Annotated in this window: 21 protein-coding genes and 2 pseudogenes; 5 read left to right on the top strand and 18 right to left on the bottom strand. The window is 69.5% G+C overall.

Features of this window, described 5'->3' with window-relative positions:
- From VKG64_07925 to VKG64_07915, 3 genes are all read right to left on the bottom strand, one after another.
- On the bottom strand, positions 1–287 hold a 287-nt coding region (locus VKG64_07925; GenBank protein HKB24968.1), incomplete at its 3' end, for a response regulator.
- Between the two features lie 7 nt (positions 288–294).
- Positions 295–1,467, bottom strand: a complete 1,173-nt coding sequence (locus VKG64_07920) for an acyl-CoA dehydrogenase family protein (protein ID HKB24967.1) — start codon at positions 1,465–1,467, stop codon at positions 295–297.
- A 13-nt stretch (positions 1,468–1,480) separates the two neighbouring features.
- Positions 1,481–2,140, bottom strand: a complete 660-nt coding sequence (locus tag VKG64_07915) for a queuosine precursor transporter (GenBank protein ID HKB24966.1) — start codon at positions 2,138–2,140, stop codon at positions 1,481–1,483.
- Between the two features lie 30 nt (positions 2,141–2,170).
- Here VKG64_07915 and queC point away from each other — a divergent pair, with 30 nt between their 5' ends.
- On the top strand, positions 2,171–2,860 hold the full coding sequence (gene queC, locus VKG64_07910; protein HKB24965.1) for a 7-cyano-7-deazaguanine synthase QueC: 690 nt from the start codon (positions 2,171–2,173) through the stop codon (positions 2,858–2,860).
- Here the strand turns inward: queC and VKG64_07905 are convergent.
- From VKG64_07905 to rfbA, 5 genes are all read right to left on the bottom strand, one after another.
- Positions 2,857–4,266: an HD domain-containing protein gene (locus VKG64_07905; protein ID HKB24964.1), complete on the bottom strand. Its 1,410-nt coding sequence runs from the start codon at positions 4,264–4,266 to the stop codon at positions 2,857–2,859. The genes queC and VKG64_07905 overlap by 4 nt on opposite strands.
- A gap of 4 nt (positions 4,267–4,270) precedes the next feature.
- Positions 4,271–5,284: a S1C family serine protease gene (locus VKG64_07900; GenBank protein ID HKB24963.1), complete on the bottom strand. Its 1,014-nt coding sequence runs from the start codon at positions 5,282–5,284 to the stop codon at positions 4,271–4,273.
- A 61-nt stretch (positions 5,285–5,345) separates the two neighbouring features.
- Positions 5,346–6,344: a dTDP-glucose 4,6-dehydratase gene (gene rfbB, locus VKG64_07895; GenBank protein ID HKB24962.1), complete on the bottom strand. Its 999-nt coding sequence runs from the start codon at positions 6,342–6,344 to the stop codon at positions 5,346–5,348.
- 177 nt (positions 6,345–6,521) lie between these two features.
- A complete protein-coding gene (locus tag VKG64_07890; GenBank protein ID HKB24961.1) occupies positions 6,522–7,058 on the bottom strand; it encodes a dTDP-4-dehydrorhamnose 3,5-epimerase family protein in 537 nt (178 codons plus the stop codon).
- Positions 7,059–7,072: 14 nt separating this feature from the next.
- Entirely contained in the window at positions 7,073–7,957 is an 885-nt protein-coding gene (gene rfbA, locus VKG64_07885) for a glucose-1-phosphate thymidylyltransferase RfbA (GenBank protein HKB24960.1), read from the bottom strand.
- A 36-nt stretch (positions 7,958–7,993) separates the two neighbouring features.
- On the opposite strand from rfbA, the pseudogene VKG64_07880 reads away from it, so the two are divergent.
- The 4 genes and pseudogenes from VKG64_07880 to VKG64_07865 all read left to right on the top strand — a co-directional run bounded on the left by VKG64_07880 (position 7,994) and on the right by VKG64_07865 (position 10,682).
- Positions 7,994–8,317, top strand: a pseudogene (locus VKG64_07880) (rhodanese-like domain-containing protein).
- A 42-nt stretch (positions 8,318–8,359) separates the two neighbouring features.
- Positions 8,360–9,112 (top strand): annotated as a pseudogene (gene moeB, locus VKG64_07875) (molybdopterin-synthase adenylyltransferase MoeB).
- Between the two features lie 155 nt (positions 9,113–9,267).
- On the top strand, positions 9,268–10,176 hold the full coding sequence (locus VKG64_07870) for a D-2-hydroxyacid dehydrogenase (protein HKB24959.1): 909 nt from the start codon (positions 9,268–9,270) through the stop codon (positions 10,174–10,176).
- A gap of 5 nt (positions 10,177–10,181) precedes the next feature.
- The gene (locus tag VKG64_07865) at positions 10,182–10,682 is read left to right on the top strand and encodes a pyridoxamine 5'-phosphate oxidase family protein (protein HKB24958.1); all 501 of its coding nucleotides are present in this window, start codon (positions 10,182–10,184) and stop codon (positions 10,680–10,682) included.
- Positions 10,683–10,711: 29 nt separating this feature from the next.
- Here VKG64_07865 and VKG64_07860 read toward each other — a convergent pair whose 3' ends face one another.
- The 10 genes from VKG64_07860 to VKG64_07815 form a co-directional block, all read right to left on the bottom strand.
- On the bottom strand, positions 10,712–11,887 hold the full coding sequence (locus VKG64_07860; protein HKB24957.1) for a trypsin-like peptidase domain-containing protein: 1,176 nt from the start codon (positions 11,885–11,887) through the stop codon (positions 10,712–10,714).
- Between the two features lie 45 nt (positions 11,888–11,932).
- Entirely contained in the window at positions 11,933–12,451 is a 519-nt protein-coding gene (locus VKG64_07855) for a MogA/MoaB family molybdenum cofactor biosynthesis protein (protein HKB24956.1), read from the bottom strand.
- On the bottom strand, positions 12,448–13,773 hold the full coding sequence (locus VKG64_07850) for a heterodisulfide reductase-related iron-sulfur binding cluster (protein ID HKB24955.1): 1,326 nt from the start codon (positions 13,771–13,773) through the stop codon (positions 12,448–12,450). The genes VKG64_07855 and VKG64_07850 overlap by 4 nt, the downstream gene beginning before the upstream one ends.
- 5 nt (positions 13,774–13,778) lie before the next feature.
- Positions 13,779–15,161: an FAD-binding oxidoreductase gene (locus VKG64_07845; protein HKB24954.1), complete on the bottom strand. Its 1,383-nt coding sequence runs from the start codon at positions 15,159–15,161 to the stop codon at positions 13,779–13,781.
- Positions 15,162–15,180: 19 nt separating this feature from the next.
- Positions 15,181–16,656: an FAD-linked oxidase C-terminal domain-containing protein gene (locus VKG64_07840; protein HKB24953.1), complete on the bottom strand. Its 1,476-nt coding sequence runs from the start codon at positions 16,654–16,656 to the stop codon at positions 15,181–15,183.
- A gap of 22 nt (positions 16,657–16,678) precedes the next feature.
- A complete protein-coding gene (locus VKG64_07835) occupies positions 16,679–17,983 on the bottom strand; it encodes a Xaa-Pro peptidase family protein (protein ID HKB24952.1) in 1,305 nt (434 codons plus the stop codon).
- A gap of 115 nt (positions 17,984–18,098) precedes the next feature.
- Positions 18,099–19,214: a hypothetical protein gene (locus VKG64_07830; protein HKB24951.1), complete on the bottom strand. Its 1,116-nt coding sequence runs from the start codon at positions 19,212–19,214 to the stop codon at positions 18,099–18,101.
- A gap of 218 nt (positions 19,215–19,432) precedes the next feature.
- A complete protein-coding gene (locus tag VKG64_07825; GenBank protein HKB24950.1) occupies positions 19,433–20,194 on the bottom strand; it encodes a class I SAM-dependent methyltransferase in 762 nt (253 codons plus the stop codon).
- Complete coding sequence (locus tag VKG64_07820; GenBank protein HKB24949.1) at positions 20,191–20,781, bottom strand: hypothetical protein; 591 nt, start codon at positions 20,779–20,781, stop codon at positions 20,191–20,193. Before VKG64_07820 ends, VKG64_07825 begins: the two co-directional genes overlap by 4 nt.
- A gap of 142 nt (positions 20,782–20,923) precedes the next feature.
- A partial coding sequence (locus VKG64_07815) for a DUF433 domain-containing protein (GenBank protein HKB24948.1) occupies positions 20,924–21,302 on the bottom strand: 379 nt, incomplete at its 5' end.

Below are 21,302 nucleotides of genomic sequence, written 5' to 3'. Positions count from 1 at the left end.
GCGCGGGCCCGCCGGTGGAGCTCCGCGTCCAGGACGCCGGTGATGACGAGGATGCGGATCTTCCGATCGAAGGCGTGGATCCGCTTGATCGCGTCGAGCCCGCCGAGGCGCGGCATCATGAGGTCGAGCACCACGGCGTCGGGATGCACGCGCTTGACCTGGAGCAGGGCCTCGAGGCCGTTCCCCGCCTCGACGACCTCGAAGCCATCCTCGCGAAGGAACTCGCCGACCACGTCGCGGACGTCGGGCTCGTCGTCCACGACCAGCACCTTCCCGGCGGTCGCCATGGCCTGCTCAGGCCCCGAACGCGTCGAGGCCGGTGATGTCGCGGCCGATGATCAGCGTGTGGATGTCGTGCGTGCCCTCGTAGGTGTTCACGGTCTCGAGGTTCAGCATGTGCCGGATCACCGGGTGCTCGTCCACGATCCCGGCCGCGCCCAGGATGTCGCGTGCCAGCCGCGCCGTGTCGAGCGCCATCTGCACGTTGTTCATCTTGGCCATCGAGACCTGCTGCGCCCGGACCTTCCCCGCGTCTTTCAGCCGGCCGAGCTGCAGGCACAGGAACTGCGCCTTGGTGATCTCGGTGAGCATCCAGACGAGCTTCTGCTGGACCAGCTGGAACGAGGCGATCGGCTTGGCGAACTGGACGCGCTGCTGGGCGTACTGGAGCGCCCAGTCGTAGCACGCCATCGCCGCGCCGACCGCCCCCCACGCGATGCCGTAGCGCGCCTGATCGAGGCAGCCGAGCGGGCCGCGCAGCCCCTTCACGTTCGGCAGCTCGTTCTCGAGCGGGATCTTGCAGTCCTGGAAGCTGAGCTCGGAGGTGATCGACGCGCGCATCGAGAACTTGCCGTAAATATCGAGCGTCGAGAATCCCGGGGTTCCTCGTTCGACCAGGTACCCGTGGATCTCATTGTCATCCCCTTTTGCCCAGACAACTGCGACATCGGCAATCGAACCATTCGTGATCCAGAGCTTCGTGCCGTTGAGGACGTACCCGTCGCCGCGGCGCCGGGCGCGCGTCTTCATGGCGCCCGGGTCAGAGCCGTGGTCGGGCTCGGTGAGGCCGAAGCAGCCGACCTTCTCGCCCTTGGCGAGCGCCGGCAGCCATTTATCCTTCTGTGCGTCGGAGCCGTAGGCGTGGATCGGATACATGACGAGGCCCGACTGGACCGACGCGGCCGACCGGAGCCCCGAGTCGCCCCGCTCGAGCTCCTGCATGATGAGCCCGTAGGCGACATTGTTGAGCCCGGCGCAGCCGTAGCCCTTGAGCGTCGCACCGAACACGCCGATCTCGCCGAGCTTCGAGATGAGCGCCGTCGGGAACGTGCCCGCGCGGTGGTGCTCCGTCACGACCGGGAGGAACTCCGCCTCGACCCAGTCGCGGACCGCGTCGCGGATCATCCGCTCTTCCTCGGAGAGGAGGTCCTCGATCCCGTAGTAGTCGACGCCGCGGAACTTCTCCATCGCCTCGCCCTTCCTAGAGCCGCAACGGGTTGAAGTCCGTGTCGTAGTCGTAGGCGTCCACGCGCTCGCTGGCCTTGAGCCAGGCGACCGCCGCGTAGGTGAGCGGCGTCGCCGCCGCCTCGTACGCGACCTTTACCGCCCACTGGCCGGCGACGATCCCCGCCAGCACGGCGCCCGGCACGGTGCCGGCGAACGCGAGCGTGACGAAGATCGCGGTGTCGAGCGCCTGGCCGATGAGCGTCGAGCCGATCGTCCGCGTCCAGAGCCAGCGCCCCTTCGTCGCGATCTTCATCTTCGCGAGCACGAACGAGTTGGCAAACTCGCCCGCGAGGTAGCCGGCGAACGAGGCGGCCAGGATGCGCGGCGTCTGGCCGAGGATCTCGTCGTACGCCGCCTGGCCCTTCCAGAAGGGCGCCGCCGGGATCTCGCCGCCGAGCCAGACCGCGCCCACCATGAGCGCGTTGCACGCGAAGCCGAGCCAGATCACGCGCCGGGACGCGGCGTATCCCCACACCTCGGTGAGGACGTCGCCGAGAACGTACGAGAGCGGGAAGATCACGACACCCGCCGTCAGGACGATCCCGCCGACCGTGACGAGCTTGGTCGCGATCGTGTTGGCCGTCAGGAGGCACGTGACGAACAGGGCGGCGCAGGTGAGGAATCGCCAGCTCATCGCCGTTCGATCATACTATGGAGCGCCACCATGCCCGAGCCCCGGAAAGCCGTCGTGCTCCTGAGCGGCGGCGTGGACTCCACGACCACGCTCGCCATCGCGAAGTCCGTGGGCTTCCAGGTCTACGCGCTCAGCTTCGGCTACGGCCAGCGCCACGAGGCCGAGCTCGCGGCGGCGCGCCGCGTGGCCGCCGCGCTCGGCGTCGCCGGCCACGAGGTCGTCGTGTTCGACCTGCGCCGCTTCGGCGGCTCCGCGCTGACGGGTGACCTCCCCGTGCCCAAGGGCCGCGCCCCCGAGACGATGGCGCGGGAGATCCCGGTCACGTACGTGCCCGCGCGCAACACCATCTTCCTGGCCGTGGCGCTCGCGTGGGCCGAGACGCTCGGGTCGAGCGACATCTTCATCGGCGTGAATTTCTACGATTACTCGGGGTATCCCGACTGCCGCCCCGAGTACATCGAAGCGTTCCGGCGGATGGCTGACCTCGCGACGAAGGCCGGCGTCGAGGGCCGTCAGCGCCTCACCGTGCACACGCCGCTCATCCACATGACGAAGGCCCAGATCATCCAGCGGGGGCTCGAGCTCGGCGTGGACTACGGACTCACCCTCTCCTGCTACGACCCGGCGCCCGAGGGCGCGTGCGGGCGCTGCGACTCGTGCGCGCTGAGACTGAAGGGCTTCGCGGAAGCCGGCCTGACGGACCCGGTCCGCTACCGCTAGACGTTCGTCGCGATCGCCGGGGGCTCTTCGTTCAGCGCGCGCCGGAGCGCCTGCGCCAGCTCGGCGTCGTGCTCATGACTCTTCGCGAAGATCCGGCACTGGGCGACCTTCCCGGGCAGGTACTTGAGGATCTCGGTCAGCGGCTCCTCGGACACGCGTTTCGTGGAGGAGTCGTACACGTAGATCTGGCGGTCCCCCATCTTGAGCGGGTTCAGCGGACGGGGGTCCTGGAGCGCCATATCGATCTCGAAGGGAAAGTTGCCGAGCCCCGCCTTCGAGAGGTAGATGCGCACGCGGCGCTTCACGGTCTCGGCGTCGAGGAAGGCCTGGCCCTTGCGCGCCTCGAACTGGTCGAGGATCTCCTCGCCCGACATCCGCCACTTGAGCCTGCGGTCGAGGATGTGCCGCCACTCGAGGCCCAACTCCCGCTTCGCGGGTTCCTCGGCATCGTGCCAGCGTCCCACCTCCTCGAGCAGCGTCCATTCGGTGAGATGAAGATAAGGATGGAGCTCCTTGCGGAGATCATAGGGGAACGCGATCAGCATCGTCGGGCGGAAGATCTCCTTCAGGTGGAGGTCGATCCCCCGCGTCGTGCGGTGGTAGTAGACGTTCGTGTACATGTAGAAGCGCGCATTGAGGAACATCGTGAACGCCTGGAGGCCGCTGCGGTCGAGCGTGAGCCCCTTCTCGGAGAAGAACGAGTAATAGATGATCCGCTCGATGTCAATCGGGCCGATCGCGACGCCGCACATGTACGAGTCGCGCAGGACGTAGTCCATGTTGTCGGCGGTGAAGACGCCCGAGAGGAGCGGCTTCAGGAACGCGAGCCACCGCGGATGCGACTCGAGGGGCTGCGTGTAGGTCTTCCCCATCAGGTAGCAGATCCACTCCGGGTCGATCGCCTCGCCGGCGCCGAACGCCCCGGTCGGGCTCCGCCGGAGGCTCCGGATGACGTCGGCGAGCTCCTCGCGGATGATGCGCTGGCCGACCAGCTCGTGCGTGAGGTCGTAGTCCACGAGGAAGTTGTCGTCGAAGAAGTGGCCGAAGGGGCCGTGGCCCACGTCGTGGAGCAGGCCCGCCACGCGCAGGAGCTCCTCGATCAGCGGGCCCGACGGCGTGTCGGCGAAGATTGCGCGGAGCGAGGGGTAGAGCTGCTGCGCGAAGCGACCCGCGAGGTGCATCGCGCCGAGCGAATGCTGGAAGCGGCTGTGCTCGGCCGAGGGGTACACCCAGCGCGCCGACTGGAGCTGCGGCACGCGGCGCAGGCGCTGCACCCAGGGCGTGTCGATCAGGTCCTGCTCGGTCGCCTCGCCCGGGATCCCGCGCGGGCGCGTGTAGAGGATGTACTGGTGGATCGGGTCCGCGATGAGCCCGCGCCCCTCGTAGGTGTCGGCCACGCCCTTCACCCGGTCACTCCCCGACGCGGTAGAGCGTGTGGCGGTCGATCGAGGTCACGGGGATCACCCGCACCCCGCCGTTGCGCCGGACCGCGACCTCGATGACGTCACCCGCGCGCCGCGTCCAGAGCCGCGCGTAGAACTCCTCCTGCGAGCCGACGGCCACGCCGTCCACGCGCAGGATCCGGTCGCCCTTCTGGAAGCCCGCGCGCGCCGCGGGCCCGACCGGCGAGAGGTCGCGGACGACGAGGCCGTCCTCCACGTCCACCGTGTAGACGCCGAGCCACGGCCGCGGCGGGCGGCTCGCGACGCGGCCGGCCGCGATCAGCTCGTCCTTCACGGGCAGGAACGTCTCGATCGGGATCGCGAGGTTCACGTGCGGCGCCTCGCCGAGCCTGAGCGAGGCGATGCCGATCACCTCGCCCCGGTCGTTGACGACCGCGCTGCCGCCCCACTGCGGGCTCGCCGGCGTCACGATGAGCGCGCGGTCGAGCATGTACTCCCAGTAGGCCGAGAAGCGCCGGATCGCGTGGACGGCGCCCGGCACCTGGACGAGGGCGTTCTCCTCGTCCAGGCCGACCGTCGCGGTGCGGGCGCCGACGACGACGTCCGTGGACCGGCCGAGCGCCGCCGCGGGCCACGGCCCGGCGCCCTCGAGCTTCACGACGCCGAGGCCTGTGTCGAGGTCGAGCCCGACCACCCGCGCGGCCACCTTGCGGCCGTCGCGGAGCCGCGCCTCGATGGCGATGGCGTCGAGGAGGAGGTAGCTCACGGTGACCGCGTAGCCGCGCGCGTCGAAGATGACGCCGCTGCCGAAGCGCTCCTTCCCGAGGCGCGAGGACGAGGGGGCGCCCGGCGCGTTCCGGACGTCGAGCGCGACGATCGCCGGCTCGACCCGCTGGACGTACGAGGGAAGCGCGGGGAGGCCGCGCGGGTCGGGGCGGCGCTCGCCGGGCGCCGGCGCCGGCGCCGCGAGGGCGGGCAGGAGCAGGACCAGGGCCAGGGCGGCGGGCACGCGCCGGATCATTTGGAGCGGGGACCGCGAGCCCGCGGCGATCGCGAGTGGCCTGCGAAAGGTGCGCGTGGCTTCATCGCGCGCCGTACTGCTTCTCGTAGTACGCGCGGAACTCGCCCGACTTGAGCGGCCGCCACCACGCCTCGCGCTCGCGGTACCACGCCACCGTCGCCGCGAGCGCGTCGCCGAACTTGTGCTTCGGCGCCCAGCCGAGCTGCTGGACCTTCTTGGAGTCCAGCGAGTAGCGCCGGTCGTGGCCCAGCCGGTCCTTCACCGGCTGGATCAGCGTCTCCGGCTTCCCGGCGAGCTTCAGGATCTGGCGCGTGAGCACGATGTTCTCGACCTCGTGGCCGCCGCCGATGTTGTAGACCTCGCCGTCCTTCCCCTTGCGGAGGACGAGGTCGATCGCCGTGCAGTTGTCCAGGACGTAGAGCCAGTCGCGCACGTTCCGGCCGTCGCCGTAGAGCGGCAGCGCCCGGTCCTCGAGCGCGTTGGTGATGAACAGCGGGATCACCTTCTCCGGGTACTGGTACGGCCCGAAGTTGTTGGACGAGCGCGTGATGACGACGGGGAGCTTGTGGGTCTGCCAGTACGCGAGCGCCAGGAGATCGCCGCCCGCCTTCGACGCCGAGTACGGGTTCGACGGCCGCACGGGATCGCTCTCGCGCGACGAGCCGTGGGCGACGCTGCCGTAGACCTCGTCCGTCGAGATGTGGAGCAGGCGCGGGATCTTGAGATCCTTGACGGCCTCGAGCAGCGTGAAGACGCCGAAGACGTCGGTGCGGAGGAACTCGTCAGGCTCCATGAGCGAGCGATCGACGTGAGTCGACGCCGCCATGTTCACCACGGCGTCCACGCCCTTGGCCACGTCGCGGACGAGCTTGCCGTCGCAGATGTCGCCCTGGACGAAGCTGTAGCGCGGGTCGCGCGCGACGTCCTCGAGGTTCGCCGGGTTCCCGGCGTACGTGAGCTTGTCGAGGTTGACGACCGAGTCCTCGGGGTGGGCCGCGAGGACGTGCCGGACGAAGTTGGAGCCGATGAAGCCCGCGCCGCCGGTGACGAGGAGCCTCACGCGCCTACCCGCGCGTCGGCTCGACCGACCGAGCCATCCGCGGCACGGCGCCCTCGGCGATGCCGAATGACGAGCATCACGAGGCCCGCGGGAGGAGCCGACCGGAGCGTACGCGGTTGTACGCGAGGATCGGCGACGACCGAGAACGACGTGAGGCGCAGTCAATCGGCATCGCCCCTACCCGCGGACGACTTCCCAGATTTCACGGCCGGCGTAGTCCCAGGGCAGGCGGCCCTCGTCGCACGCGGCGGGCTCCGGAGAGAAGTGGACGTCCGTGAAGTAGACGACGCGGCCCGTCGCGGTCGCGAGGTTGCGCACCCCGTGGGCGACGCCCGGCGGGATGCGCAGCATCCGCGCCGTGCCGTCACCGAGCATGAGCCGGAGCTTCGTCCCCTCCGTCCTGGAGCCCTTCCGCACGTCCACCAGGACCACGAGCATGCGGTCGCCGGGCGGCACGAACCAGACGTCGGTCTGCCGGAGGTGGAGGTGGAACGCCTTGATCGCGCCCGGCTCGACCTCGCTGTAGTTGACCTGCCGCAGCGTGAAGCCGGCGAGGGCCTGCGGCCGGCCGTCGGCGAGGCGCGCGAGCTCCGTCATCGAGCCGCCGTCGTCGTGGTGGCGCCGGAGCTCGATCAGCTCGACGCCGTCGATGGACGGCGCGGGCCCGTAGGCCTGGACGTGGAAGGCGCGCTTCGCGTCGGGGGTGAGCTCCATCGGCGGCTCCGATCTTACGGCTCGGACTCGACCAGGCGCAACAGATACCGGCCGTACGAGTTGTCCTTCATCGACCGGCCGATGCGCACGACGTCGTCCGCGCCGATGTAGCCCATGCGGTACGCGATCTCCTCGACGCACGCGACCATCAGCCCCTGCCGCTCCTCGATCGTCTGGATGAACGTCGAGGCCTGCAGCAGCGCCTCGTGGGTCCCCGTGTCGAGCCACGCGATGCCGCGGCCGAGCTTCTCGACCTGGAGCTGCCCGCGGCGGAGGTAGGCCGCGTTCACGTCGGTGATCTCGAGCTCCCCGCGCGCCGACGGCCTGAGCCCCGCCGCGATCTCGACGACCTGGTTGTCGTAGAAGTAGAGGCCGGTGACGGCGTAGGACGAGCGCGGCTTCGCGGGCTTCTCCTCGAGGCCGACCGCCTTGCCCGCCGCGTCGAACTCGACGACGCCGTAACGCTCGGGATCGCGCACCCAGTAGGCGAACACCGTCGCGCCGCGCGTCCGCTCGGCGGCCCGCTTCAGGGACTCGGGAAACCCGTGGCCGTAGAACAGGTTGTCGCCGAGCGCCAGCGCGACGCGGTCGCCGCCGATGAAGCGCCGGGCGATGAGAAACGCCTGCGCGATGCCCTCCGGCTTCGGCTGGACCTCGTACTCGACCTGGAGGCCCACGTGGCTCCCGTCGCGGAGGAGGCGCTGGAAGGCGCCATGGTCCTGCGGGCTCGTGATGACGAGAATCTTCCGGATCCCCGCGAGCATCAGCGAAGACAGGGGGTAGTAGATCATCGGCTTGTTGTAGACGGGGACGAGCTGCTTGCTCGTCGCCAGGGTCGAGGGGTAGAGGCGCGTGCCCGAGCCGCCCGCGAGCACGATGCCCTTGATGGAATTCGTCATGGATTTTTGAGAGTATAGCAGGGGTAGCAACGAGCCATGAAGACCCTGAAAGAAATGCTCGCGGAGGCCCGGCAGATCGTCCCCGAGGAGGGGCCCGCGGATCTCCAGCGCCGCCTGAAGTCGGGCGAGAACGTCGTGGTCATCGACGTCCGGGACCCCGACGAGTACCGCGACGGGCACCTCGAGGCGGCGGCGAACATCAGCCGCGGCTTCCTCGAGTTCAGGATCGGCACCGCCGTCACCGATCCGAAGACGCCGATCGTCCTCTACTGCCAGACGGGCCTGCGCTCCATCCTCGCCGCGAAGGCGCTCAAGGAGCTCGGCTTCCAGACCGTCATCAACCTGCAGGGCGGGTTCCAGAAGTGGGCGCAGTCGGGGCTGCCCATCGTGAAGGACGTCCCGATGAACGCCGACCAGATCCAGCGCTACAGCCGGCACTTCCTCCTGCCGCAGGTCGGCGACAAGGGGCAGCGCAAGCTCCTCCGCTCGAAGGTGCTGCTGATCGGGGCGGGCGGCCTCGGCTCGCCGACGGCGCTCTACCTCGCCGCGGCCGGCGTCGGCACGCTCGGCCTCATGGACGGCGACGCGGTGGACATCACGAACCTCCAGCGGCAGATCCTCCACACGACGGCCGACATCGGCCGCCCCAAGGTCGAGTCGGGCACGCGCACGCTGAAGGCGCTCAACCCGGACGTCAACGTGATCCCGCTCCCGATGCGCATCACCGTCGACAACGTCATGGACGTCATCAAGGACTACGACCTCATCGTCGACGGCTCGGACAACTTCGAGACTCGCTACCTCGTGAACGACGCGTGCTTCCTCGCGGGCAAGACCAACGTCCACGGCTCGATCTTCCAGTTCGAGGGCATGGCGACGGTCTTCGCGCCGAACGAGGGCCCCTGCTACCGCTGCCTCTACCCGACGCCGCCCCCGCCCGGCCTCGTCCCGTCCTGAAGCGAGGCCGGCGTCCTGGGCGTGCTCCCAGGAGTGGTCGGGCTGGTGCAGGCGACGGAGGTCGTCAAGCTCCTGCTCGGGATCGGCGAGCCCCTCGTCGGGCGGCTCCTCACCTACGACGCCCTCGGCATGCGGTTCCGCGAGGTGAAGCTCCGCCGTGACCCGAAGTGCCCGCTCTGCGGCACGTCGCCCACGATCAAGGATCTCTCGATCCACATGGACGGCGCGGGCGGTGCGTGCGAGATCGCTCCCGACGGCCGCCGCGAGCCCGCGGCCGCCGTGCCGTCCGCCAAGGCCGGCGGCTGAGCACGCCGCGCCCGATCCTCCTCTGGAGTGAAGAGCCCGGACCCTACGTGGCGGCCGCCACGGCCGCCGGGCTCGCGCCCGCGTTCGAGTTCATCACGGCCCACCCGAAGGACGACCCCGGCGACGGCGCCCTCGCGCGCGCCGAGGCGCTCCTGGCCTGGCGGCCGCCGATGCGCCTGGCGGCCCGAGCGCCGCGGCTCGTGTGGATCCAGTCCCTGACGGGCGGCGTCGAGCACTGGCTCGCCTCGCCCAACCTGCCCGCGAGCGCCGTGCTGACCTGCGCGCGCGGGACGCATCGCCTGCCGATGCCCGAGCACATCCTCGCGGCGCTCTTCCTCCTCGCGAAGCACCTCGACGGGATCGTCCTCGACCAGCGGGAGCGCCGCTGGCGCCGGCGCGTGAACGACACGCTCGCCGGCAAGACGCTCGGCATCCTCGGGCTCGGCGCGATCGGCGCCGAGGTGGCGCGGAAGGCCGCGGCGCTCGAGATGCGCGTGATCGGCACGAAGCGCCGGCCCGCCGCGATCCCGGGCGTCGAGCGGGTGCACGGGCCCGAGGGCACCGACGCGGTCCTCGCGGCGGCGGACTACGTGCTGATCCTGCTCCCCTCCACCGCCGAGACGCGCGGGTTCATGAACGCGCAGCGCCTCGGGCGCATGAAGCCGACGGCGTACCTCCTGAACTTCGCGCGCGGCGATCTCGTCGTGGACGGCGACCTCGTCGAGGCGGTACGGGCCAAGCGCATCGCGGGGGCGGTCCTCGACGTGTTCACCACGGAGCCCCTCCCGCCGGAGTCGGCACTCTGGAGCACGGAGGGCATCGTGATCTTCCCGCACGTCGGCGGCCTCCACCCGGCGCGCGACGCCTTCGTCGCCGAGCTCTTCGTCGAGAACCTTCGCCGCTTCGCGCGCGGCGAGCCGTTGCTGCAGGTCATCGACCGCGCCCGCGGTTACTAGCCGCGATGACCCGCTCGCTCGGCGCGGCACTCCCGCCGGCGCTCGTCGAGCGCCTCTCCCAGCGCGACCTCGCGCGGCGCCTCGGCGTGGCGCTCCCCTTCGTCACCGTGGACCGCGACGGGCGGCCGCACCCGATGCTCCTCTCGTATCTCGAGCTGCGCGCCTACGACGCGCGCACGGTGGGCCTGGTGATCGGCGCGCGGAGCCGGAGCGCCCGGAACCTCGCCGAGCGGCAGAAGGGGACGCTCGTGCTGGTCGAGCCCGACGCGACGGTGTACGCGAAGCTCGCCGCCGTGGACGGGCCGCTCCCGGTCGAGGCCGGCGGCGGACTCGAGCTCGGCTATTTCCTCCTCGGGGTCGAGGAGGTGCTCGAGGATGCGGCCGCCGACTGGGAGGGCGGGATGCGGATCACCGGCGCGATCCGCTACGAGCCGGCGCCGCGGCTCGACGAGCCGTGGGCGCGCGCGACCCTCGCCGCGCTCGCCGTACCCCGGGCGCGCGCGTAGCAGGGCGAGCCGCAGGACGTAATCTAGGGCTACTTCGGCGGCTCGGGCTTCGGGGCCTCGGGCCCCGGTATCTCGGGCCGGCCCGGCGGCCGGCGCGGTGGCCCGACCCGCGGCGGGACCACGCGCGGCCCCGGCGGCTCGCGGTAGAGGCCGATCGTCACCTCCACCTCGGTCTCGCGCCCGGCGCGCAGCAGCGCCACCCGGACCTTCTTGCCGACCGCCATGGAGGACACGAGGCGCTGGAGGTCGCGCGGGCCGTCGAGCGCGGTGCCGTCGATGCCGACGATCACGTCGTCGGCGCGGACCCCGCCCTGGTCGGCCGGCTCGCCGGGCATCACCGCGCGCACGAGCACGCCGCGGGGCTCGCGCAGCTTCAGGCGGTCGAGGTCGTCTTCGGTGACTTCGGCGATCGAGACGCCGAGCCAACCCCACTGGACCTTGCCCTTCGTCGCGAGCTGTGGGAGCAGGAGCTTCACGAGGTTCGCCGGGATCGCGAACCCGATCGAGCCGTTGCGCACGGCCATGCTGTTGATCCCGACCACCTCGCCCGCCATGTTCACGAGCGGCCCGCCCGAGTTGCCGGGGTTGATCGCGGCGTCGGTCTGGATGAAGTCGAACCCGGGCGCCGCCACGGTGAGCGGCGCGCCCTTGCGGCTCACGATCCCGAGCGACACGCTCTGCTCGAGGCCGAACGGGTGGCCGAGCGCCAGCACGAACTCGCCGACGCGAAGCCGGTTCGAGTCGCCGATGGGGAGGGCTTCGAGCTTCGTCGCGCCCTCGATCCGGAGGAGCGCCAGGTCCACGCGGTTGTCGAGGCCGACGACCTTGCCCTGGAACCGGCGGCCGTCGGAGAGGCGGACCTGGATCTGCTCGGCGCCGGCGACGACGTGGGCGTTCGTGACGATGAGCCCCGCGGGGTCCACGACGAACCCCGAGCCGGTGCTGCGCTGCTCGCCCGGCTCCTCGCGCGGCTCCTCCCGCGGCGCCCCGCGGTTGACGCGCACGTGGACGAGGCCCGGCTTGAGCCGCTCGGCCAGGTCGGCGAGTGCGGTGTTGAACCTGACGAGCTCGGGCGCCGCGCCCCCGCCGCCGCCCTCCTTCCAGTTGATCGCCTTGGCGTCCGTGCCGGGACCGCCCGCGCAGCCCGCGGCCAGCGCCGCGGCGAGGAGCAGGGCCATGAACGTGGTCGGTCGCAGACTCGGCATCCAAACCCTCCCTGAAAGTGACCGGCTCCCCAAAGTATACCCGTCCTACCGGCTCGCCTCGCGGACGAGGTGGCCGAGCTCGGGGATCACGAGCTTTTCGAGGGCCAGGCGGCAGGCGTTCGGCGAGCCCGGCAGCGAGACGACGATCCGCCGCGCGTGGATCCCCATCTGCGCGCGCGAGAGCATGGCCGCCGCGCCCACCTCCTGGTAGGAGAGCATGCGGAAGAGCTCGCCGAAGCCGGGCAGGCGCTTGTCGAGCAGGGCCTCGATGGCCTCGAACGTCGAGTCGCGCGACGTGATCCCCGTGCCGCCCGTGAGAATCACGGCCTGGACCCGCTCGTCGCGGCACGCCTCGCTCACGACGCGCTGGACCTCGGCGGGCTCATCGCGAACGACCGTGGACCCGACGACGCCGTGGCCGGCGGCGCCGAGGAGCTCGCGGATCGCCGCGCCGCTCGTGTCGGTCTCGGGCGTCTTCGTGTCCGAGATCGTCACGACCCAGCAGCCGATGGAGCGCGGCGCGTGGGCCTTGTGCTCAAGGGGCGTGGCCGCGGGGTCGGTCACGAGCTTCTCGCGTAGGCCCGATCCAGCAGCTCGACGAGGTGCAGGACGCGGACGCCGGCGGCGCGCGCGCGGAGCCCGGCCTGGATCTGGAGAATGCAGCCCGGATTCGCGGTGACGACCGCCTCGGCCCCGGTCTCGAGGACGTGGCGGACCTTCCGTTCGAGGAGGCGTCCGGCCATCTCGGGCTCGGTGAGGTTGTAGATACCGGCCGAGCCGCAGCACCAGTCCGATTCGGCGAGGTCCACGACCGTGAGCCCCGGGATCTGCGCGAGGAGCTGGCGCGGCTCCTTGCGGAGCTTCTGCCCGTGCACGACGTGACACGGGTCGTGGTAGGTCACCGTCATGGCGACGGGGCGCAGGGGCCCGGCGAGCGGCGTGCGGGCGAGGAACTCGGCGACGTCCTGGACCGACGCGGCGAAGCGCCGGGCGCGCTCGGCCCAGGCGGGGTCGGCAGAAAACAGCTGGCCGTAGCCCTTCATGTGGGCGCCGCAGCCCGAGGTGTTGACGATCACGGCGTCGGCGCGCGCGCCCTCGAACGCCTCGATCGTCCGCCGCGACAGCGCGAGGGCCCGTGCGTGGTCGCCGCCGTGGGCGTGGAGCGCGCCGCAGCAGCCCTGGCCTTCGGGGACAAGGACGTCGCAGCCGTTCTTCGCAAGCACGCGCGCCGTCGCCCGGTTCTGGGCGCCGAAGACGACCGCCTGGACGCAGCCCGTGAGCAGCGCGACGCGCGCGCGTCGCGGGCCCTCCGCGGGGATGTACGGTGGCAGCGGCGCGCGCTCGCGCCGGGACGGCATCGATGGGAGGAGCGCCTCCCACGCGGGGAGCGTCCCCGGCAGGAGCCGCAGGAGACCGCTCCGGCGGACGAGCCACTGGAGGCCGCTCACCTGGTAGAGCCTGAGCGCCGAGGCAGCGAGCGCGAGCGCCTTCGGATGGCCGAGCAGGATCCCGAAGTTGAGCCAGCGGAAGAGACGCCGCGCGGGCGAGCCTGGGCGCGCCCGCTCGATCTCCGCCTTCGCCGCCTCGATGAGCCGGCCGTAGGGCACGCCCGCGGGGCAGACCGTCTCGCAGGCGCGGCAGTCGAGACAGAGCGAGAGGTGCTGGACCGTCGAGTCCGTGAGGGCCGTGCGCCCCTCGGCGAGCGACTTGATGAGGAAGATCCGCCCGCGCGGCGAATCCATCTCCGTGCCGAGCTCGGCGAACGTCGGGCAGGACGCGAGGCAGAGCCCGCAGTGGACGCACTGGTTCACGCCCTCGACGGAGAGCCCGTGGAGGGCGAGCGGTCCCGCCGTCGTTCCGCGCGTGTCCTCGGCGAGGCGGGCCATGACCGCTAGATGCCCGCAACGAAGCGGCCGGGGTTCAGGATGCCCTTCGGATCGAGCTGTGCCTTGATCCGCTGCATGATGCGGCCCGCCGCGCCCAGGTCGTCCCAGACCTGGACCTGGGACTTCACCGCGAGCGGCGCCCATTCGAGCGCCGCGTGGCCGCCGCCGGCGCGCGCCATCTCGCGCCACTCGCCGAGCACCGCGGCGACCGGACCCGGCTCACGAGGCTCCGCGGCGGCGACGAGCGCGGCGCTGACGGCGCCGACGCCCGCGTGCGCCGCCCACGCCGTCTGGAGCCCCCGCGCGCGCGCGACGCCCGCGCCCTGCTCCATCAGCTCCGCGACCTGCGTCGGCAGGACGTCGAAGGCCATCATCGCGGTCGCGACGGGGAAGGCGGCCCGCGCTGCGGCGGCGAGCCGCGGCCAGGCCTCGCTGGCGAGCGGCGCAGCGTCGCGGCCGCCGTGCGGCGCCGCGAGCCGCGCGAGCTCGGCGCACTGCCACTCGACCTGCTCCGGAAGCCCGTCGAACCCCACGACCAGGAGTGCCCCGGTCGGCGGTGGGGTCGCGGGGGGTGCGCCGGCGAGTGTCTTTCCGAGCCCAGGCGCATCCCCCGCGACCCCGGCGACGAGCGCTGTCGCTGCAGTGGCATCGAGGAGCTCGACCGCGTTCGGGATCAGGTCCGACGCGAGCAGTGCGCGGACCGCCGCCGCCGCGTCCTTCAGCCGGGCGAAGCGCAGGGCGACGAGGCGCTCGTCCTCGGGCACAGGCCGGAGCTTCAGCGTCGCCTCGACGATCACGCCGAGCGTCCCGTACGAGCCGATGAAGAGCTTGGGCAGGTCATAGCCCGCGACGTTCTTCACCACCTTGCCGCCGCCCTTGACGACCGCGGCGTCGGCGGTGACGACGGTGACGCCGATAAGGAGATCGCGCGCGGTCCCGTAGAGGTGGCGCCGCGGTCCCGACGCGTCGGCCGAGAGCACGCCGCCGAGCGTGGCGCGCTCGGCGTCCGCCGGGTCGAGCGAGAGCCACTGGCCGCGGCCGCGGAGTACCGCCTGGAGCGCGGCGATCGTCATGCCGGCCTCGACCGTCGCGGTCAGGTCGCCCGGCTCGTGCTCGACGAGCCGCGCGAGCCGGCGGAGGCCGAGCACCAGGGCAGCCCGGGCGGCGGGCGTCCCGACCGAGGCCGCGGTGCCGCCGCCCCACGGCACGACGGGCACGTCGGACTCGGCGGCGAGCCCGATCACCATCGCGACCTCCTCGAGCGACCCGGGGAAAACGGCGGCCTCGGGCGTGCGGCCGTCCACGACGTACGGCGAGAGCTCGACGCCCGTCAGGACGTTGGCGGAGCCGACCGCCGTGCGGAGCCGTTCGAGCAGCGCGTCCTGCACGAGGAGTGCCGGGCCCGCGCTAGAAGCGCTGCGCGAGGCCTGTTTCCTCGATCGCGTGGGGCTTGTAGGCGACCGGCCCCACCTCGACGCACGACTTCTTGGTGGGGAAGACCTTCCCGGGATTGCAGAGGCCGGTGGGGTTGAAGGCGTTCTTGAGCCGCTGCATCACCGCGAGGTCCGCGGCGGAGAAGATCAACGGCATGAAGTCGATCTTCTCGAGGCCGATGCCATGCTCGCCGGAGATCGAGCCGCCGACCTCGGCGCAGACCCTCATGATCTGGGCGCCGGCCTCGACGACGCGCGCCTCGTCGCCGGGCTTGCGCGGGTCGTAGAGGATGTTCGGGTGCAGGTTGCCGTCGCCCGCGTGGAAGACGTTGCCGACGCGGAGGCCGTGGGCGGCGACGATCTCGTTCACGCGGCGGAGCACGTAGGGGAGCTTCGTCCTCGGGATGACGCCGTCCATCACCATGTAGGCGGGCGAGACGCGCCCGTACGCGCCGAAGGCAGACTTGCGCCCCTTCCAGAGGAGCGCACGCTCCGTCTCGTCGCGCGCGGTCCGCACCTCGCGGGCGCCCGCGTCCCGGCACGCCTGGACGATGCGCTCGGTCTGCGCGTCCATGCCGACGCGGAGCCCGTCGAGCTCGACGAGCAGCGCCGCGGCGGCGTCGCGCGGGTAGCCGCAGCCGAAGGCGTCCTCGACGGCGTTGATCGTGAGCTTGTCGATCATCTCGACGGCGGCCGGGACGAGGCCGCGCGCGATGATCGCGGACACGGCCGCCGAGGCCTGGTCGATCACGTCGAAGACCGCGAGCACCGTCTTCACCGCCTGCGGCTTTTTTAGAATTCGGACGACGACCTTCGTCGCGATCCCGAACGTGCCCTCGGAGCCGACGAACACGCCCGCCAGGTCGTAGCCGGGCGTCGCGCGCGTCCGGCCGCCGAGCCAGACGATCTCGCCGTCGGGCATGACGACCTCGAGGCCCAGCACGTGGTTCGTGGTGACGCCGTACTTGAGCGTGTGCGGCCCACCCGAGTTGTTGGCGATGTTGCCGCCGATCGTGCACGCCTGCTGGCTCGACGGATCGGGCGCGTAGTAGTAGCCCTTCGGGCCGACCTTCCAGGAGAGGTGGAGGTTGACGAGCCCGGGCTCGACGACCGCGAGCTGGTTCGCGTAATCGACTTCCAGGACGCGGTTCATGCGCATCATCGAGAGAACGAGGCCGCCCTCGGCCGGGAGGCATCCGCCCGAGAGGCCCGTGCCCGCGCCGCGCGCGACGAACGGCATCCCTTCGCGACCGGCGAGCTTCACGACGGCGGCGACCTGCTCCGCGGACGTCGGGAACACGACGAAGTCGGCGAGCGCGCGGAAGAGGGTGAGGCCGTCGGACTCGTAGACCAGCAGCTCGTCGGGATCGGACAGCACGCCGCCCGGGCCCACGATGGCCTCGAGCTCCCTGCGGAGGACCGTCTTGCGCCCGGACGTCAGCGTCGCCATGGCGGTTATCGTCGAGTATAGCTCAATACGGATTGGCGATCGGGAGCTCCTCCGCGGGGTAGAGCGTGATGATCGTGGCCCCGGCCGGCGTGAGGACCACTTCTTCCTCGATCCGGGCCGCCGAGACGCCGTCGCTCGCGGGACAGTACGTCTCCACCGCGAACACCATCCCCGCCTCCAGCTCCATCGGGTCGTCGAGCGAGTTGAGCCGGCTGATGATCGGCCGCTCGTGCAGGCCGAGCCCGAGGCCGTGGCAGAAGTTCAGGCCGAACGCCTCCATCTCGCCCGCGAAGCCGATCTCCTGCGCGCGTGGGAATGCGCGGGCGATCCGGTCGGTGGTCACGCCCGGCTTGAGCATCGCGATCGCCTTGTCCATCCACTCGCGCGCCTTCTTGTACGCGTCCACTTGGGGGCGCGTGGCGCGGCCGACGTTGAACGTGCGGTAGTAGCACGTGCGGTAGCCGACGAACGACTGGATGATGTCGAAGAACGCCTGGTCCCCCGGGCGGATCATGCGGTCGGTGAAGTTGTGGGGGTGCGGCGAGCAGCGCTCTCCCGAGATCGCGTTGATCGCCTCGACGCAGTCCGAGCCCATCTCGTAGAGACGCTTGGAGGCGAGCGCGACGATCTCGTTCTCGCGGACGCCGGGCTTGAGCGCCTCGGCGATGTCCTGGTAGACGCCGTCGCCCATCGCGGCGGCCATGTTCAGCAGCGTGATCTCGTCCGCGCTCTTGATCTGCCGCGCGTCGAGCATCACCTGCTGGCCGTCACGCACCTCGACGCCGAGGCGCTGCAGCTCGAACAGGAATGGCGGCTCGACCAGGTCGATGCCGAGCGGCATCCCCCCGACGCCCTCGGCGACGAGGATCGCCTTGATCTCCTCGGCCGCGGTCTTGAAGAGCCCGGCCTTCGGCGACACGGCGCCGCGCAGCCCGACCAAGCCCGCCAGACAGTGCGTCGTCGGAAGCCACGGTGCATAGAGGCGGTGGTGCCTGGCGGCCGAGCCGAAGTCCCAGACGTAGGGTTGGCCGTTGCCGGTGAGGAGCGACCAGCGCGTCAGCTTGTCGCGCGCCCACTCGCCGATGACGGTGCCCGTCGTGTAGCGGATGTTGTGCTGGTCGAAGCAGAGGAGCGCGCCGAGGCCCGAGGGCGCGAGCGCCTGGCGGACCCGCGCCAGGCGGTACTCGTGCAGGCGGCGGAAGTCCACGCGCTCCTCGAAGTCCACCTGCATGCGGCCGGGCGCCTGGATCGGGCGCTCCCAGTTGTGGCGCGGGTCGGCCTGATCGGGCGTGACGACGCGCGGCTCGACGCTCTTCTTCTTCGCCATGGACGCGCCGAGCCTATCCGCGCGGCCAGAGGTCGTCAAGTGCGGCCGTCGCACGGCGTGCGGTTGAGCGACCCGTTTGTTCGCGTCTTCTCGAACGATCGCTAAACGTCAATCCTCACAGGCCCAGGTTGACCTTGAGATCCACACCATATCTCACACCTGCTACTACGCACGCCATCTCAACGATTCGCTCAATTGCGTTCCGACTGAGATTGATCCCGAGCCACCAGCCCGGTTTCAGTTCGTACGAAAAGTCACGGACCAAGTCGGAACGCCCCGGATACAGATCATCCCTTGAGCGAGCCAAGTAGCGCCGAGTTCTGCCGTGCTTTGGAAGCGTGGCGAAGCGTTCGAGGAACATAGGGTCTCTATCCGCCAGGGCCGCAAAAACTTTCACAAGCACGTCCCGGGCGTTGCGGGCGGGATACGTTTGGCCACTAAGAATGAATCCGGCCTGGGAAGGTTGCTGCTGCTCCGCCACCGATGGCCGATGCGTTCCAGCAGGAGGCACGACAGCGATAAGGGCAACGGCCTTCGTGGTACCGGGAGCGGCGGCACTAGCTTTGAGCTGAACGCTGTCGCGGAGGAAGGCCGCCACCGTATCCGGGTCAGGTTTATAGCCGCAGAGGCCCTCGACGCGATCGGCAAGAAGCTCAAGGAGTAGATCGTCTTCCTCCTCAACAAGCTTGGCCCACGCTTCGGGTAGCGTCGCCTTGATCTGCCGCTCACGGGCAACGTTCCGGTAATCGGCTCTCGCGGCCTCCATCGCCGCGCCGGAGCAAATCGACTGGTAGTTGAGGTACCGCTCTAGGCGAGAGATGGTTTCGTCGATCTCGCGCTCGACTATGTCAAGCTTGTAAACTCGACGCTCACCGTACTCGCCTTGCTCAGCCGGAAGGAAGAACTGCCACTCCTGGCCGTCCGTCAGGATGGCCATGGGCACGCCTTTGTGGAATGCATACTCGAAAAGTTGACGCTCTGCCGCCCCGTCGCTTTGTCCGATCTGCTTCACTTCGATGAATACCAGGGGTTTTCTGGCGGGATGACAAAGCGCGAAGTCCACTCGCCGACCCTCGACCGAATATTCCGGGGACACGATCTGTGTGTCGTACGTGGGCCAGGATAGCGCGTGAAGGAGCCGAAGGACGATGCCCTGGCAGACAGCCGCCTCATTCGTGAACCGCCCCACCTTGATTGCGTCCCGGATGTCCTCGACATCGCGTTTGAGCATTGCGTTTCGGGCTGCCCTTCTCCTTTCCGTGCGCGTCCAACACCCAGCGCCGCCGAGCTGGCGCGCGCGCCTCGGGCTCCTCTGCGATCTCGGCGTGCAACAGACTCTCGTCCTTACCGATCGCCCGAAGCGTCGTGGTGCTGTTTTCTAGGATCTACATCCGTGCCTCATCTCGTCCATCCAACCGCAGCGGTGAGCAGCTGGCGAAGCCGGGTTTGTTAAACGACCTTCTCCCAACGCAGCCCCAGAAAACGCGGGAATTGCCATGGTGCGGGATAGAGGGCCTGTACTTTCGCCGGCGGCATCGGTTCTGCGAGCGCGTCGAGGCGAAAACCTTCCTCTGCGAACACGTTCAGGTACTGTTCGAGGGGCCGATGGATATGCGTGGTTCTAACTTCTGTGCGACATTTTGAGATTACGAAGGGAGCCTCTATGAATGTCTCGACCTCATAGTGAAACCACGGCTCCTCGTCATACCCCCAGTACATGGGCCAGAACCAAGGATGGGTAAGCGTAGCCACAAACCGTGCTCGGGTCTGCAGGAGCGCAGCAAGTGCTTTCGCGAATCCGCGGACATCTGGAGCGGTCATCAGGGTCATGACGGCTACCGCCGCTGTCACCGGTCCCTCATCAAGGCAACTTGCCGCCTCTTCGAGCGACGCTTCGACGAAGCGCACGTTCTGTATAGCCCGGCAGACCCTTCTCGCCAACATTATGCTAGCTCGTGAGGGATCTACAGCTATGACCCTTCCTGCGACCTGGGCGAGCTGTGCTGTAAAGTCGCCGGTGCCTGAGCCGATATCCAAGACGACAGCGCGGTCCGCGCCTTCAAAGAGGCGCCAAGTGGTTGGGACGACAACGTGGTCGAAGCTGAGATCCTCGCCAGACTCGATCTGGCGATGACGTTCCTCGGCTAACTGATCCCACTCCCGAGCCAGGTCAGCATGGCTCTTAGCGGGACACGGCCTGATGCGCATCATCGAGTCTGCCTCTGCTGTAGAGCTCGCACGAGCGTGATGAGGTCAGCCGCCAGATGGAAGGCTGGGTGACCGCCAGCGCTAAACTCGTCGATCACGTGAGTTTCGCCCTCGGCTCGTCCAACGGCCACGCGAGACCCATCTCTACCGAAAAAGGCAATCGTGAACCGTGATGCCGGCGATTCGAGAAGTCTTGCCCCGTAGGCGCACACTTCAGCGCCAGCCCTTGCCAGCTCCCCCGCAAGCTCGTTGAGTTCGGGCAAGCAAAGGATAAGTTCGTTACGCCGAGCCTTCTCAGTTAGCAATCTGCGTGTCTCTGGATTCTGCGCCCAACTGATGTCCCGTGTCCAGATGGCGACTCGGCCACCATGCTCGATCCAGCCGTGCATGTACCGCTTGATCCCCTCCGCGTCGCTCTTGGCGTAGACTCGTCGACCTCGACGGTCTAAGAACTCCAACACCACGAGCAGTACAAGGAACAACGTCGCGGAGACCAGAAGGGCCACCGCCCACGACGGCAAGTTCCTGGGGGAGGGAAGGAAGGCAACGAGGAGCCCGCCCATGGATGCGAACGACGCGACGAGCGCCACGAGCTTTCGGACCAGCTCGCCCCAAGCCGTCCACCAAGTCCGCAAACTCATCGCCGCGCCAATCCGATACTTCGTTTAACTTTAATTAGGTGGAATCGTGTAACGAGTCGTGAGTTGCAGTTTGGCGCAGTCCATTAGATACTCAGGCGGCTTCGAGGCGGAGCTCGCAGCGGACAGCTTCTTCGATCTCGCTCAGCTCGCGGCCATAGTCCTTCGCCAGTTCTACGATCGACTCGCCGGCCAGGTAGCGCTCGGCAATGACGACGATAGCGATGCCGGTCCCGGCGATGACCGGTCGACCGAACGACATGCGTGGATCGATCACCACCGCCTTCAGTTGCTGGAAATGGTCCGGGCGAGTGAAGGGATAGAGCCTCATGGCGAGCCCGGCTTCGTCATGCTCGATGCGCTGCAGGTGGCTCGTGAGCAGCTCGCGCATGGCGAGCTGCCCTTCCTGCGAAACATTGATCAGCTTGTCGACCTTCTGGATGAACAGGTTCACCCCATCGGTCTCGAACTGT

This window comes from Candidatus Methylomirabilota bacterium (genome assembly GCA_035260325.1).
GTDB lineage: Bacteria > Methylomirabilota > Methylomirabilia > Rokubacteriales > CSP1-6 > AR19.
This window is presented reverse-complemented; position numbering and strand designations above follow the sequence as displayed.

Excerpts from the sequence above, each read along its gene's own strand:
- VKG64_07920 (HKB24967.1), bottom strand. The coding sequence starts at position 1,467 with ATGGAGAAGTTCCGCGGCGTCGACTACTACGGGATCGAGGACCTCCTC.
- VKG64_07915 (HKB24966.1), bottom strand. The coding sequence starts at position 2,140 with ATGAGCTGGCGATTCCTCACCTGCGCCGCCCTGTTCGTCACGTGCCTC.
- queC (HKB24965.1), top strand. The coding sequence starts at position 2,171 with ATGCCCGAGCCCCGGAAAGCCGTCGTGCTCCTGAGCGGCGGCGTGGAC.
- VKG64_07900 (HKB24963.1), bottom strand. The coding sequence starts at position 5,284 with ATGATCCGGCGCGTGCCCGCCGCCCTGGCCCTGGTCCTGCTCCTGCCC.
- VKG64_07890 (HKB24961.1), bottom strand. The coding sequence starts at position 7,058 with ATGGAGCTCACCCCCGACGCGAAGCGCGCCTTCCACGTCCAGGCCTAC.
- rfbA (HKB24960.1), bottom strand. The coding sequence starts at position 7,957 with ATGACGAATTCCATCAAGGGCATCGTGCTCGCGGGCGGCTCGGGCACG.
- VKG64_07865 (HKB24958.1), top strand. The coding sequence starts at position 10,182 with ATGACCCGCTCGCTCGGCGCGGCACTCCCGCCGGCGCTCGTCGAGCGC.
- VKG64_07860 (HKB24957.1), bottom strand. The coding sequence starts at position 11,887 with ATGCCGAGTCTGCGACCGACCACGTTCATGGCCCTGCTCCTCGCCGCG.
- VKG64_07850 (HKB24955.1), bottom strand. The coding sequence starts at position 13,773 with ATGGCCCGCCTCGCCGAGGACACGCGCGGAACGACGGCGGGACCGCTC.
- VKG64_07840 (HKB24953.1), bottom strand. The coding sequence starts at position 16,656 with ATGGCGACGCTGACGTCCGGGCGCAAGACGGTCCTCCGCAGGGAGCTC.
- VKG64_07835 (HKB24952.1), bottom strand. The coding sequence starts at position 17,983 with ATGGCGAAGAAGAAGAGCGTCGAGCCGCGCGTCGTCACGCCCGATCAG.
- VKG64_07830 (HKB24951.1), bottom strand. The coding sequence starts at position 19,214 with ATGCTCAAACGCGATGTCGAGGACATCCGGGACGCAATCAAGGTGGGG.
- VKG64_07825 (HKB24950.1), bottom strand. The coding sequence starts at position 20,194 with ATGATGCGCATCAGGCCGTGTCCCGCTAAGAGCCATGCTGACCTGGCT.